Annotated in this window: 13 protein-coding genes; 12 read left to right on the top strand and 1 reads right to left on the bottom strand. The window is 71.5% G+C overall.

The window, feature by feature from the left end:
- Window positions 1–4: 4 nt before the first annotated feature.
- From ACSHT8_RS07060 to ACSHT8_RS07005, 12 genes are all read left to right on the top strand, one after another.
- Entirely contained in the window at window positions 5–223 is a 219-nt protein-coding gene (locus ACSHT8_RS07060; RefSeq protein ID WP_436498872.1) for an MbtH family protein, read from the top strand.
- Window positions 220–1,836 (top strand): MFS transporter, encoded by a 1,617-nt coding sequence (locus ACSHT8_RS07055; RefSeq protein WP_436498870.1) that lies wholly within the window; start codon window positions 220–222, stop codon window positions 1,834–1,836. Before ACSHT8_RS07060 ends, ACSHT8_RS07055 begins: the two co-directional genes overlap by 4 nt.
- A gap of 20 nt (window positions 1,837–1,856) precedes the next feature.
- A complete protein-coding gene (locus tag ACSHT8_RS07050; RefSeq protein WP_436498868.1) occupies window positions 1,857–2,900 on the top strand; it encodes a MupA/Atu3671 family FMN-dependent luciferase-like monooxygenase in 1,044 nt (347 codons plus the stop codon).
- Between the two features lie 104 nt (window positions 2,901–3,004).
- A complete protein-coding gene (locus tag ACSHT8_RS07045) occupies window positions 3,005–4,330 on the top strand; it encodes a M28 family peptidase (protein ID WP_436498866.1) in 1,326 nt (441 codons plus the stop codon).
- A gap of 28 nt (window positions 4,331–4,358) precedes the next feature.
- Window positions 4,359–5,837: a M28 family peptidase gene (locus ACSHT8_RS07040; protein WP_436498864.1), complete on the top strand. Its 1,479-nt coding sequence runs from the start codon at window positions 4,359–4,361 to the stop codon at window positions 5,835–5,837.
- A gap of 33 nt (window positions 5,838–5,870) precedes the next feature.
- Entirely contained in the window at window positions 5,871–7,382 is a 1,512-nt protein-coding gene (locus ACSHT8_RS07035; RefSeq protein WP_436498862.1) for a M28 family peptidase, read from the top strand.
- Window positions 7,383–7,473: 91 nt separating this feature from the next.
- Entirely contained in the window at window positions 7,474–7,596 is a 123-nt protein-coding gene (locus tag ACSHT8_RS07030; RefSeq protein ID WP_436498860.1) for a hypothetical protein, read from the top strand.
- 75 nt (window positions 7,597–7,671) lie between these two features.
- On the top strand, window positions 7,672–8,202 hold the full coding sequence (locus ACSHT8_RS07025) for an AMIN-like domain-containing (lipo)protein (RefSeq protein ID WP_436498858.1): 531 nt from the start codon (window positions 7,672–7,674) through the stop codon (window positions 8,200–8,202).
- A 107-nt stretch (window positions 8,203–8,309) separates the two neighbouring features.
- Entirely contained in the window at window positions 8,310–10,415 is a 2,106-nt protein-coding gene (locus ACSHT8_RS07020; protein ID WP_436498856.1) for an RICIN domain-containing protein, read from the top strand.
- Window positions 10,415–10,942: a hypothetical protein gene (locus tag ACSHT8_RS07015; protein ID WP_436498855.1), complete on the top strand. Its 528-nt coding sequence runs from the start codon at window positions 10,415–10,417 to the stop codon at window positions 10,940–10,942. Before ACSHT8_RS07020 ends, ACSHT8_RS07015 begins: the two co-directional genes overlap by 1 nt.
- A gap of 312 nt (window positions 10,943–11,254) precedes the next feature.
- Complete coding sequence (locus ACSHT8_RS07010; protein WP_436498853.1) at window positions 11,255–11,596, top strand: DoxX family protein; 342 nt, start codon at window positions 11,255–11,257, stop codon at window positions 11,594–11,596.
- Window positions 11,596–13,086 carry a bifunctional 3-(3-hydroxy-phenyl)propionate/3-hydroxycinnamic acid hydroxylase gene (locus tag ACSHT8_RS07005; protein ID WP_436498852.1) on the top strand — a complete coding sequence of 497 codons (1,491 nt, stop codon included), beginning with the start codon at window positions 11,596–11,598 and terminating at the stop codon, window positions 13,084–13,086. Before ACSHT8_RS07010 ends, ACSHT8_RS07005 begins: the two co-directional genes overlap by 1 nt.
- A gap of 4 nt (window positions 13,087–13,090) precedes the next feature.
- Here the strand turns inward: ACSHT8_RS07005 and ACSHT8_RS07000 are convergent, their stop codons facing one another.
- Window positions 13,091–13,234 carry a hypothetical protein gene (locus tag ACSHT8_RS07000; RefSeq protein ID WP_436498850.1) on the bottom strand — a complete coding sequence of 48 codons (144 nt, stop codon included), beginning with the start codon at window positions 13,232–13,234 and terminating at the stop codon, window positions 13,091–13,093.
- Window positions 13,235–13,273: the final 39 nt, after the last annotated feature.

Genomic DNA, 13,273 nt, shown 5'->3' with positions numbered 1-13,273 from the left:
CCAAATGACGAATCCCTTCGAGAACAACGAAGGCACGTACTACGCGCTCGTCAACGACGAGGGCCAGTACTCGCTGTGGCCGGAGTTCGCCGCCGTGCCCGCGGGCTGGACCGTCGCCCACGGCCCCGCGCCGCGGCAGGAGTGCCTCGACCACATCGAGGCCAACTGGACCGACATGCGCCCGCGCAGCCTGGCCGAGGCCATGGCGCAGGACGCTCGATGACCAAGCGCGAACCCGACCCGTGGCTCGTCCTGGGCACGCTGCTGCTCGGGCTGTTCGTCATGGGCGTCGGCTCAACCTCGGTCAACACCGCCGTCCCGTCGATCAGCGACGACCTCGGCGCCACGTTCGACCAGCTCCTGTGGGTCATCAACATCTACACGCTGGTCCTGGCCGTCCTGGTGATCACCGCGGGCAGGCTCGGCGACCTGTACGGGCCGAAGCGGCTGTTCATCATCGGCATGACCGTGTTCACCGCCGCGTCCATCGCGTGTGGACTCGCGCAGACCCCCGTTCAGCTCATCGCGGCCCGGTTCGTGCAGGCCATCGGCGGCGCGCTGGTGTCCCCGCAGTCGCTGTCGATGATCAGCAAGGTGTTCCCGCCCGAGCGGCGCGGCGCGGCCATGGGCGTCTGGGGAGCCACCGCGGGCGCGGCGGTCGCGATCGGGCCGAGCATCGGCGGCCTGATCGTCAGCGCGTGGGGCTGGCGGTGGATCTTCCTGGTCAACGTGCCGATCTGCCTGCTGGCCATCGTTCTCGCGGCGGTGGTGATCCCGTCGGTCGGCGAGGTGAAGCAGCGCAGGCTGGACCTGGTCGGGTCCGCGCTGGCCTCCGCGGCGCTGTTCCTGATCACCTACGGGCTCATCGAGGGCAAGACCCACGACTGGGGCACGGTGTGGGGGCCGGTCACGATCCCGATGGTCATCGGGGCCGGGCTGGTCGCGCTGGTCGCGTTCATCGTGGTGGAGCGGGGCAGGCAGGACCGCGAACCGCTGTTGCCGCTGGTCATCCTGCGCGACCGCAACTTCAGCGTGATGGCGGTCGTGACGATCACCCTGGTCGGCGGCGTCGGCGCGATGCTGTTGCTGCTGTCGATCTACCTGCAATCCGCGCTGGGGCTGACCGCGTTCGCCGCGGGCCTGGTCATGGCGATCGCCCCGGCCGTATCCATCGCGGTGTCGCCGATCTCCGGCCGGATGACCGACAAACACGGCGGCAAGCCCGTCCTGATCGTCGGACTCGTCCTGTTCGCCGCCGGGCTGCTTCACCTGGTGGTGACCGCCGAGGCGCACAGCTCGTGGTGGAACCTGCTGCCCGGCCTGATCCTCGTCGGCGTCGCCATGGGCGTGACGTTCGCGCCGCCGCTGACCATCGCGATGCACGACATCGACCCGTCCGTCGCGGGCGCGGCGTCGGGCACGCTCAACACGATCCGCCAGTTCGGCGCCACCATCGGCGCCGCGGCCGTCGGCGCGCTCGCGCAGTCCCAGCTCGCCGGATCGCTGCGGGACTCGGCGGCAGGTCAGGCCGCCGCACTCGAACCGCGGCTGCGGGAACCGTTCCTCGGCGCGATGGCCGACGCGGCCGACGGCGGCCTGCGGGTCGGCCGGGGCGACCTCGCCATCGACGTGCCGCCCGGTCTGTCCGACTCCTCGGTCGACGCGCTGCGGGCGGCGGCGCAGTCGGCGTTCGAGACGGGGATGGCGAGCGCGGTCCGCGCCACCTTCCTGCTGCCCGCCTGCCTGTTGGTGCTCTCGATCCTGCTCATGACCCTGGTTCGCCGTCCGCGGCCCGCGCCCGAACCGCTCCCCACCCAGCCAGCCGCGGTCCGATGACCGCCGGGAAGGACCCAGCGATGGACTTCAGCCTCTTCTACTTCGCCGACGACTCCGAGGGCGGCGACCGCTACCGCCTCCTGCTCGACGGCGCCCGCTTCGCCGACGAGCACGGCTTCGCCGCGGTGTGGACGCCCGAGCGGCACTTCCACCCGTTCGGCGGCGGCTACCCCAACCCTGCGGTGACCGGCGCGGCCGTCGCCGCGGTGACCAAGAACGTCGCCATCCGCGCGGGCAGCGTGGTCGCGCCGCTGCACCCGCCCGTGCGCATCGCCGAGGAATGGTCCGTTGTGGACAACCTGTCGGGCGGCCGGGTCGGGCTGTCCTTCGCCTCGGGCTGGCACGCCGTCGACTTCGCGATCCGCCCGGAGAACTACGCCGACCGGCGCAACATCCTTGTCCAGACCATCGAGACCGTGCGCGAGCTGTGGCGCGGCGGCAAGACCGCGCTGGTCGACGGTGACGGCAAGTCGGTCGAGGTCAAGGCGTACCCGCCCGCGGTGAGCCCCGAACTGCCGGTCTGGCTGACCAGCTCGGGCACGCCGGAGACGTTCAAGGCGGCCGGGAAGCTCGGCGTCGGCGTGCTGACGCACCTGCTCGGCCAGGACCTCGACGACCTCAAGGGCAAGATCGCGATGTACCGGGAAGCGCTCGCCGAGCACCACGGCGACGCGGCCGGACCGGGCAAGGTGGCCCTGATGCTGCACACCTTCATGGGCGCCGACCGCGACGAGGTCCGCGAGATCGTCCGCGAGCCGTTCAGCGCCTACCTGCGCAGCTCCATCGGCCTCATCGTGCGCGCGTCCGGCGACATCCTGCCGGGCGTCGACCCGGACTCGCTGTCCCCGGAGGACGTCGACTTCCTCGTCGAGCGGTCGTTCGACCGCTACTTCGACACCGGTGGCCTGTTCGGCACGGTCGAGGACGGCGCCGCGACGCTGGACAAGCTGCACGCGGCCGGGGTCGACGAAGTGGCCTGCCTGATCGACTTCGTCGGCGACACCGACGCCGTTCTGGGTGGTTTGACGTATTTGGACAAGCTGAAGAACACCTGGCGCGCGTAGTCGCGGAGGCGAACGGTCCATTTCGCGCCGGATTGGCTCGGGTGGACCGGTGCCCAACCAGGCCACAGTGACCCCTAGCAGTTCAGTCGCGACGAGGAGCCCCGATGTCCACGCTGTCCGAGGATCTCGACCCCCACGCCTTAGCCGACAGCGTGACCGTCGAGGCGGTCATGCACCATCTCCGCGCACTGCAAGGCATCGCCGACCGCAACGACAACCGCCGCGCGTCCGGCACCCCCGGCTACGAGGAGTCGGTCGACTACGTGGTCGAGCGGCTCGTCGCGGCCGGGTTCGACGTCGAGGTACCCGAATTCCCCATCATCTATGAGGAAACGGTCGCCGAGCGGCTCGTCGTGGGCGGTGACGAGGTCGACATCACGGTGATGCGGCACTCGCCGGACACCCCGGTCGGCGGCGTCACCGCGCCGCTCGCCGTGCTGCCCGAGGGGGCCACGGGCTGCGCGGAGTCCGACTTCGCGGGCGCCGACTACACCGGCACCATCGTGCTCATCGCGCGTGGTGGAGGCCCGCACTACGTCAAGCAGGCCAACGCCGCCGCGGCGGGCGCGGTCGGCACGGTCATCTACAACACCAACGACGAGTGGCTGCTCGGCAACCTGGTCTCCCCGGACAACGCCCGCATCCCGACCGGCGGCATCTCCAAGGCCGATGGCGCGGCGCTGCGGTCGCGGGCGGGGGAGCGGGTGACCCTGGAGCTGCGGCGGTTCTCCGAGCCCCGCGTGTCCCGCAACGTGATCGCGCAGACCAGGACCGGCCGCACGGACCGCGTGGTCATGGCGGGCGCGCACCTCGACAGCGTCGTGGACGGGCCAGGCATCAACGACGCGGGCGCGGGGTGCGCGGCGCTGCTCACCACGGCCCTGTCACTGGGCGGCTCGCCCGACGTGCGCAACGCCGTGCGGTTCGCCTGGTGGGGCGCGGAGGAACTCGGCCAGATCGGGTCCAACCACTACGTCCGGTCGCTCACCGAGGCCCAGCTGGCCGACGTGGCGCTCTACCTCAACTTCGACATGCTCAGCTCGCCCAACGGGGGCTACTTCGTCTTCGACGGCGGCCCCGGCCCGGAGGGCTCGGCGCACATCGAGCAGTCCTTCCGCGACTTCCTCGCCTGCCGCGGGGTGGCGACCGAGCCGCTGTCGCTGTTCGGCGGCTTCGATCACGCCGTGTTCGTCGAGGCCGGGGTGCCCACCGGCGGCCTCTACACCGGTGCCACCGCGATCAAGACCGCCGAGCAGGCCGTCAAGTGGGGCGGCACGGCGGGCTTGGCCTACGACCCCAACTACCACCAGGCGGCCGACCAGCTGTCCAATGTGGACCAGGTGATGCTCGCCAACAACGCCGCCGCCGTCGGCTGGGTGATCGCCCGGTACGCGGCGGACACCGACGCCCTGCCCACTCGCGCTTCCTGATCTCCCCAACCCCCGAAAGCGAGTCCGGATGTCCCGCAGCAGAATCCTCAGAGGGGCCGTGCTGGCGATCGCCGCCGGCGTCGGCCTGGCCATGGTGCCCGCGGGCGCCCAGGCCGTCGAGCCGGAAGGCCCGCCGCTGGCCCAGCGCCTCGCGGCGAAGGTGACCGTGGACGCGATGAACCGCCACCTCATCGCCTTCCAGCGCATCTCCGACCGCAACGGCGGCAGGCGCGCCCCCGGTACGCCCGGCCACGAGGCTTCGGTCGACTACGTCCTCGGCAAGCTCACCGCCGCCGGGTTCGACGTCACCACCCAGCAGTTCCCGGTGCCGTACTCCGAGGCGCTGGTCGAGAAGCTGGTCGTCGGCGGCACGAACGTCAAGATGCACATGGCGCTCTACACCCCGAACACCCCGGTCGGCGGCATCACCGGCCCGCTCGCCGTGGTCCCCGACAACGCGGCCCCCGGGTGCGCGGCGGCCGACTTCGCGGGCGCCGACTACACCGGGACGATCGCGCTGATCCGCCGCGGCGGCTGCCCGTTCGCGCAGAAGCAGCAGAACGCGGCCAAGGCGGGCGCGATCGGCGTCGTCTTCGCCAACAACGTCGACGGCTGGCTGCGCGGCAACCTCACCTCGCCCGACCAGGCGCTGATCCCCAGCGGCGGCGTGTCCCTGGTCGACGGCCTCGCGCTGCGCGAGAAGGCAGGCCAGTCCGTCACGCTGGAACTGAAGGTGCTCAACGAGCAGCGCACGTCCCGCACGGTCATCGCGCAGACCAAGACCGGCCGCACCGACAACGTCGTCGTCGCGGGCGGGCACCTGGACAGCGTCGTCGAGGGCGCGGGCATCAACAGCAACGGCACCGGCTCCGCGGCGCTGCTGGAGACCGCGCTGCAGCTCGGCGCCTCGCCCAAGGTGAACAACGCGGTGCGGTTCATCTTCTTCGGCGCCTGGGAGTTCGGGATCATCGGCTCGCCCTACTACGTGGCGAATCTGACCTTCGAGCAGCAGCTCGACATCGCGATGTACCTCAACTTCGACGCGATCGCCTCGCCCAACGCGGGCTACTTCGTCTACGACGGCGACACCGGCCCCTACGGCTCCGGCCACATCAAGAAGTCCTTTGTGGACTACCTGACCGCGCGCGGCGTGCCGACCGAGCCCATCGCGCTCAACCAGCGCTCCGACCAGCTCGCCTTCCTCGGCGTCGGCATCCCGACCGGCGGCATCCACACCGGCCTGACCGGCGCCAAGTCGGCCGCGCAGGCGGCGAAGTGGGGCGGCACGGCGGGCGTGTGGTTCGACGCCTGCTACCACGAGGCGTGCGACAACCTCGGCAACATCGACCGCGTCGCGCTCGACCGCAACGCCGACGCCATGGCCTGGGTGACCGCGTCCTACGCGATCAGCACCGAGGGCGTCAACGGCGTGCCGCCGCGCGCCGAGCGCGCCAAGGTGCGCTCGCTGTCCCGCGCGGCCGCAGTCACCGCGGCCGACTCGATCTGACCTCCCCACCGAAGAACCTCTGAAGGAGATGACGTGCGCCTCAACCCCCTGCGCACCACCGGGCGCTTAGCCCTGGCGACAATGGCCGTGGCCGCGGTCGTGCTGAGCGGGATCAGCCCCGCCAGCGCCGCCCCCGAGTCCACCGCCCCGCTCGCCGACACCCTCGTGCACAAGGTGACGATCGACAAGGTCAACCGGCACCTGATCGCGATGCAGCGCTTCGCCGACCGCAGCGGCGGGTCCCGCGCGGCCTACACCAACGGCTACCGCGACAGCCTCGACTACGTGGCGGGCAAGCTGCGTGACGCGGGCTTCGACGTGCAGACCCCCGAGTTCACCTTCGACCGGCGCATCACCGACGCCGAGTCGATCACCGCGGGCGCCACCAAGCTCAGCACGTTCCCGATCATCCACACGATCAGCACCCCGGTCGGCGGCCTGACCGGCACGCTCGTGCACGTGCCGGTCGACGCCAACCCCGGCTGCGACGCCGCCGACTACGCGGGCCTGGCGATGACGGGCGCCATCGCGCTGATCAAGCGCGGCGGCTGCACCTTCACCCAGAAACAGGCCATGGCCGCCGACGCGGGCGCGCTCGCCGCGATCGTCTACAACCAGCTCGAAGGCCCGCCCCGCGGCATCCTCGCGGGCGGCCCGACCGCGTCGCGCATCCCGACCGGACTGGTCACCATGGCCGAGGGCGCCCAGCTCGTCGCGCTCGCGGGCACCACGACCACCGTCGACATCCGCACCCACATCCAGCCCACGGTGAGCCACAACCTCATCGCGCAGACCAAGACCGGCCGCGCCGACAACGTCATCCTGGCGGGCGCGCAGCTCGACAGCGAGGACGACGTCCCCGGCATCAACGACAACGCCACCGGCTCGGCGGCGCTGCTCGAGGTCGCCCTGCAACTGGGCAGCAAGCCGCGCATCTCCAACGCCGTGCGCTTCGCCTTCTGGGGCGCGGAGTGGACCCAGAGCGGCTCGCGCGCCTACATCGACACCCTCGACTTCGAGGCGCAGCTCGACATCGCCATGTACCTTCACTTCGACATGCTGGGCTCCCTCAACGCCGGCCACTTCGTCTACGACGGCGACGACTCCGACCGGGTCGCCCCCGGCCCGCGCCCGTTCGGCTGCGCCCAGATCGAGAAGACCTTCCAGACCTTCTACACCGCACTCGGCGTCCCGACCGAGGGCACGAACTACGACGCGAACACCGACCACCCGTACTTCGTCGCCCTGGGCATCCCGACCGGCGGCGTCTACGGCGGCTCCTTCACCTACAAGACGGCCGCCCAGGCCGCCAAGTGGGGCGGCACGGCGGGCGCGGCCTTCGACCCCAACCACCAGACCCCGCGCGACAACCTCGGCAACGTGAACCGGGCCTTCCTGGACCGCAACGCCGACGCCATCGCCTACGGCCTCGGCACCTACGCCACCAGCACCGAGGACATCAACGGCGTCCCGCCCCGCGCCCAGCGCGCGCTGACCCGCTCGCTGACGAAGTCGGCCAAGGCCGAGGTGGCCGCGGCCAGCTGATCCCGCTCCGACCCGACCGTGGGCGCTGCCGTCTGGGCGGCGCCCACGGTCGTTCCAACCTATGCTTTCCCTTCCTGATCAGGGAGGGAACATGACCGCGCCAGACGAGAACGACGTCGACACCACCGGCGAAGCGCCGGTGATCGACGCGCCGGAGGAAGAGCGACCGGCCCCGACGGTCCGCAGCAGCCCGAACGATCCGCTCTTCTGGTAGCGACTTGACGGCCCGCGCAACCTGAGCGTCCGCACAGGCGTCCTTCAAAGCACACTCCCGTGTCAGGAGGCCGTGATGAGGCGTTCAGTTGTGGTCCTGGTGGCGTTGGTCTTCGGCGTTCTCCTGGGGGTGCCCGCCACGGCGGGGGCGAGTACGCCCTACTGCGGCATCACCTGGGGCTCCCTGCCCAAGGAGGCGGGCCCCGGCTCAACCGACGAGCTCTACGCGATCCGCACCGGCCGCCACGCGTGCTTCGACCGGATGGTCCTCGACGTGAACGGCGACGTGCGCGGCTACTCGGTGCGCTATGTCGACGAGATCCGCAAGGACGGCTCCGGCGAACTCGTGCCCGTGCGCGGCGGGGCGCGCCTGGAGGTCGTCCCGCGGGTGCCCACCATCGCGACCGACGCGATCTTCCTGCCCAACGGCGAACTCGCCGACGTCACCGGCTACAGCACGTTCCGGCACGTCGCGTGGGCAGGCCAGTTCGAGGGGCAGACGACGATCGGGCTCGGCGTGCGCGCCCGGCTGCCGTTCCGCGTGCTGCTGCTCGACGGGCCCGGCACGGGGTCGCGCATGGTCGTCGACGTCGCCCACCGGTGGTAGGTCCGGTTACCGCCTGTCGAATTTCCGAGTCAGACCGTAATGCGTTCGTGTGAGAGGCCGTCCAGTCGGGTGAAGACCTCATCCCTGCTGGTTCGGAGGCATTTGCCGTGTTCTCGCATCGCGCGCGCCCCAGACGTCGCGCCGTTCGCATCCTCTTCGCCACGGTCATCGCCGTGGTACTGCTCGGCCTGGTGGCGGTGCCCACCGTCGGCAGCGGTTGGCTGCCGTGGATCGACACCGCGGACGACACCGCCGGTGAGACGACCGTCAGCGTCCAACCCGTCACCACCGTCCCGGCCGACGAGCCCGGCCGCGGTCTGGTCTACCGAGACCTGACTGCGGCCCCCAAGGGCTCGCGCTGCGTCGGCGGCTACGAGGTCACCGACCGCGACACCTGCACGCACGGCCCGGACGCCGCCCCCGCCGGTCTCGACGTGAACAAGCCCGTCGCGCCGGTCGCCGCCCCGGCGCCCAAGCCCGCCGTCCCGGCCGCCGCCCCGGAACCGGTCGTCCCCGACGCCGAGATCGTCACCGATGAGGGCGCGGTCACCGACGAGGGCGGCACCGCGGCGATGGTCGAGGACACCGCCCCGGCCGCCCAGGTCGCCGCCGGGCCGAACGGCGTCGTCTGCGAGGGCGACGGCCGCACGGGCGACCGCGTCCAGGTCCTCTACATCCACGGCGCGGGCACGCCCAGCCGCTACAGCCAGTACCTGTCGTCGTTCCGGCTCTGGGCCGCGGGCGTCGACACCATCTACAACGCCAGCGCCCAGCAGACCAACGGCGTGCGGCACGTGCGGTTCGTGACCAACGCCGACTGCGAGGTCACCGTCGACGAGGTCGAGGTACCCGCCGACAGCCTGACGACCTTCAGCAAGACGATGACCGCGCTGCGCGAACTGGGCTTCACCCGCACCGACCGCAAGTACATGATCTTCGCCGACGCGAAGGTCTACTGTGGAATCGGCACCTTCGCCGGCGACGAGCGTCCCGGCGCCGAGAACCGCAGCAACAAGGGCCCGTCGTTCGGGCGCACCGACTCCGGCTGCTGGGGCGCCAGCGTCGCGGCCCACGAACTCGGGCACAACCTGGGCGCGGTCAACAACAGCGCCGAGCACTCCAGCAAGGCCGGTCACTGCGTCGACGACTATGACCTCATGTGCTACAAGGATTCGCCGGACGCGCAGATGGTCACCAACTGCCCGGACCGCGCGCAGGAGGACAGGCTGGACTGTCAGCACGACGACTACTACCACACCAGTCCGAAGGCGGGCAGCTACCTCGCCACGCACTGGAACATGGCCGACAGCGCCTTCCTGATCCGCGACGGCGGCGGCCCCGCGCCGAACCCGACGACGACGGTGACGCCGTCGCCGACCACGACTACTTCGTCGCGGCCGCCGACGACGACCACGACGAAGCCGTCCCCGACGGGGACCACCTCGGCCACGCCGTCGCCGACCAAGCCGACGGCCACGACGACGTCGCGACCCACTTCGCCGAGCCCGACCAGCACCACCGGATCGAAGCCGCCGACCACTACGTCGCCGGTTCCGCCCAGCGACAAGGAGTTGACGGTCTCGGACGTCACCACGACGTCGGTGCGGCTGTCGTGGCCGGTCGCGGCCGTCGGCACCCGATATGGCGTCGTCATCAACGGCCGGGTCCTCGGCACGACCAAGGCGACCGCGGTGCGCGTCGTGGGCCTGCGTCCCGCGACCGAGTACCGGGCCAAGATCGTCGTGGGTGACCAGCAGTACACCGACGAGGCCAGCGTGCGCACGAAGGCCGCCGAGCAGCCCAAGGGCGGCTGGTTCCGCCTGACCAACGCGCTGACCGGCGGCTCGGCCGAGCTGTACGGCTCGCAGACCGCGGACAACACCCCGCTGATCGCCCGGTCCTCGACCGGCGCGGCCAACCAGTCGTGGGAACTCGTCGCGGCGGGTGATGGCCACCAGCTGCGGTCGAAGGCCACCGGCAAGTGCGTCGCGGCCCTTGGCGAGGTCAAGCCGGGCGCACCGCTGGTGCAGTCCGAGTGCGGGTCGGCCGCGGTGACGTGGACGCTCACCCCGAGCAAGGACGGCGGGTTCAGCCTGACCACCGGCGGTCTCGTGGTCGGCTTGACGAAGCACCGCTTCTGCGAGGGCAAGCTGCTCACCCTGCAGCGCCCCGGCGACGTCCGCCACCAGGCGTGGACGGCGGAGCCGATCTAGTGCGGAACTGGCTACTCCGGGCGGGCGCCATCGCGATCGCGATGGCGCCCCTCGGGGTCCCCGCCACGGCGGCGGCCCACGAGAGCCTCGTGCTGATCCTGCACGACAACGGCCGTGGCGGCGTCACGGTCGACTTGGCCTGGACCGACGGCCACCCGATCCCGGTCACCAGCACCATCGCGGCCAGCCTGCTGGCCACCTCCGCCGACCGCACCGTCGGCCCGACGGCGCTGCGACACCTGCCGGGGAAGCCGACGGCCGCCTACGACACGGCGCTGCCGCCGGGAACCTGGCAGGTCTACGTCGACGTCGCGATGCCCGGCATCGGCCAGTGCGAGGTGACCGTCACCGTCGAGGCTCAGCCGCGCCAGCCGACGTCGACCCGGTGCGGCGCCCCACTTCCGGCAGCGGCGCGCGCACCCGCGAGCACACGGCCCACCGGCCTGCTCTGGGGACTCGGCGGGATCGCGGCGGTGGGTGCGGTAGGGGTGGGTGTGTTGTTGTTCGGTAGGCGGCGCACGCCGTAGGTCACGCGCGACCGGGCTGTGCTCGAATCCTGTGTTCCTCCGGCAGGCCGCGCACGTCGTAGACACGCCCCCGACCGGTTCTCGATCGCGGCTGTAGTCCTTGCCTACCGGGCTCTGCCTGAATCCACTCCATGCGTTGCTCGCCTGCGCCACTGTGGCTCGAACGCCGTGTTGCCCGGCGCCGCCCGGCTCCGCGAATCGCGGGACCGGCCGCAGCGCCCGTCCTGCGCGACGGGGTGACCCGGTGGCTCTGACGCGATCTCATCTCTCCACCCAGCGGCGGTTCCCCGAAACGACGGTCGGGGTGGGATCGTGATCGTTCTCGCGGTCATTGTCGCCACAGTGTTCGCCGGGCTCGGGTTGGCCAAGCTGTTCGCCGTCCCGCCGATGCGGGTGTTGGCGGCGAAGGCGGGTTTCTCGGTCGACGCGTACCGGCGCATCGGTGTGCTGGAGGTCGCCGCCGCGGCGGGGGTCGCGCTCGGCCCGGCCGTTCCGCTGCTCGGCGGCCTGGCCTCAGCTGGCTTGTTGTTGCTGCTCGCGGGCGCGTTGGTGGTCCACCTGCGTCGGGGCGGCGGGCCGCGCGAAGTGGCGCCCGCGGTGGTGTGCGGAGTGCTCGTCGCCTGGTACACGACTGTCCTTTTCGGAGTGGTGTGATGCTCCCGGTCGTCATCGTCGGCGCGGGGCCGACCGGGTTGGCCGCCGCCACGCTGCTCGCTCAGGAGGGGGTCGAGTGCCTGGTGCTCGACCGGTGGCGGTCGGTCTACCCCCGGCCCCGGGCGGTCCACCTCGACGACGAGGTCTACCGCATCCTCGCCCGCATGGGCGTCGCCGACGAGTTCGCCGCCATCTCCTGGCACTGCCACGGGCTGCGGTTGGTCGACCCCGACCTGCGCGTCCTCGCCGAGTTCGAGCGCAGTTCGACGCTGGGCCGCCACGGTCACCCCGAGGCCAACATGTTCGACCAGCCCGAGCTGGAACGGCTCCTGCGCGCCAACCTCGCCCGACACCCCGCGGCGACCTTCCGCGGCGACGCCGACGTCACCGCGATCGTCCAGGGCGACGACTCCGTGCGGGTCGCCTACACCGACCGCTCCGACGGCACGTCCGGTGAGATCCACGCGCGGTACGTGCTCGGCTGCGACGGCGCCAACAGCCTCGTGCGCGCGTCCATCGGCGCGGACATGCGTGACCTGGGCTTCGCGCAGCGCTGGTTGGTGGTCGACGTCGCCACCGACGCCGAACTCGGCCAGTGGGAAGGCGTCCACCAGGTCTGCGACCGGGACCGGGCCGCGACCTACATGCGCATCGGGCGGCGGCGACACCGCTGGGAGTTCCGCCTGGCACCCGGCGAGACAGCCGACGACTACCGCGAACTGGCCAAGCTGTACCCGCTGATCCAGCCGTGGGGCGTCCCTGTCGAAGGATTGGAACTGGTCCGCTCCGCCGAGTACACCTTCCGCGCCCAGATCGCCGACCGCTGGCGCGACCGCCGAGTCTTCATCCTCGGCGACGCCGCCCACCTGACCCCGCCGTTCATCGGCCAGGGCATGGGCGCGGGCCTGCGCGACGCGGCCAACCTGGCGTGGAAGCTGGCAGCCGTGCTCAACAAGGCGCTCCCCGAGTCCATTCTGGACACCTACCAGCCCGAACGCGCACCTCACGCCCTCGCCATGATCCGCCTGGCCAACGTGATCGGCCGCGCCATGACCGGCGGCGGCGACGCCGCCAACCTCATCCGCCGCGTGGTGATCCCGCGGCTGCACCTGCTGCCCGGCCTGAAGTCCCGCGTGCTCAGCAGCGAAACCCCGCCACTGAGCCGCTCCAGCCTCGTCCACCGCCCGCGCCTCGGCCGCACCCTGGCGGGCCGACTCTCCCCGAACGCCCTGACGGCAGGCCGCCGCCTCGACGACCTGGCAGCGGGCCGGTTCGCGGTCGTGACCACCATCGCCCCGACCCCCGCCCAACGCACCGCCGTCGAGGCCCACAGCGCGGCCCTGATCGAGACCACCCCCGACGACGACCTCCACGCCTGGCTCCGCCGGGGCCGCGCCACCACGGCGGTCATCCGCCCGGACGGAACCGTGCTCACCGCCACCACCGACCTGACTACGGCCTGCGCGGCGCTGCTCCAACTGACGAACTAGCCGGTCATGGCACGTCGGCCAGGTTGAGCGAGTGCCAGGTCAGGGCGTCGTTCGAGCCGGTGGAGCACCACAGGCGGGTGCCCGCGGCCATGACGACGTCGGGCCCGGTGGCCACGTTCACCATTCGCCGCGTCGTCGTGTCGTGCACGCCGACGCCTCGTCCACCTGTCCGTCCAAAGTGTACTTA

The organism is Actinokineospora sp. HUAS TT18, assembly GCF_051364635.1.
In the GTDB taxonomy this organism is placed as follows: Bacteria; Actinomycetota; Actinomycetes; order Mycobacteriales; family Pseudonocardiaceae; genus Actinokineospora.
Note: the sequence above shows the minus strand (reverse complement) of the source record. Positions and strands in the feature narration are given on the sequence as shown.

What these genes read in the sequence shown, in the direction of transcription:
- ACSHT8_RS07060 (WP_436498872.1), top strand. Translation starts at nt 5, where the DNA reads ATGACGAATCCCTTCGAGAACAACGAAGGCACGTACTACGCGCTCGTC.
- ACSHT8_RS07055 (WP_436498870.1), top strand. Translation starts at nt 220, where the DNA reads ATGACCAAGCGCGAACCCGACCCGTGGCTCGTCCTGGGCACGCTGCTG.
- ACSHT8_RS07050 (WP_436498868.1), top strand. Translation starts at nt 1,857, where the DNA reads ATGGACTTCAGCCTCTTCTACTTCGCCGACGACTCCGAGGGCGGCGAC.
- ACSHT8_RS07045 (WP_436498866.1), top strand. Translation starts at nt 3,005, where the DNA reads ATGTCCACGCTGTCCGAGGATCTCGACCCCCACGCCTTAGCCGACAGC.
- ACSHT8_RS07040 (WP_436498864.1), top strand. Translation starts at nt 4,359, where the DNA reads ATGTCCCGCAGCAGAATCCTCAGAGGGGCCGTGCTGGCGATCGCCGCC.
- ACSHT8_RS07030 (WP_436498860.1), top strand. Translation starts at nt 7,474, where the DNA reads ATGACCGCGCCAGACGAGAACGACGTCGACACCACCGGCGAAGCGCCG.
- ACSHT8_RS07025 (WP_436498858.1), top strand. Translation starts at nt 7,672, where the DNA reads ATGAGGCGTTCAGTTGTGGTCCTGGTGGCGTTGGTCTTCGGCGTTCTC.
- ACSHT8_RS07005 (WP_436498852.1), top strand. Translation starts at nt 11,596, where the DNA reads ATGCTCCCGGTCGTCATCGTCGGCGCGGGGCCGACCGGGTTGGCCGCC.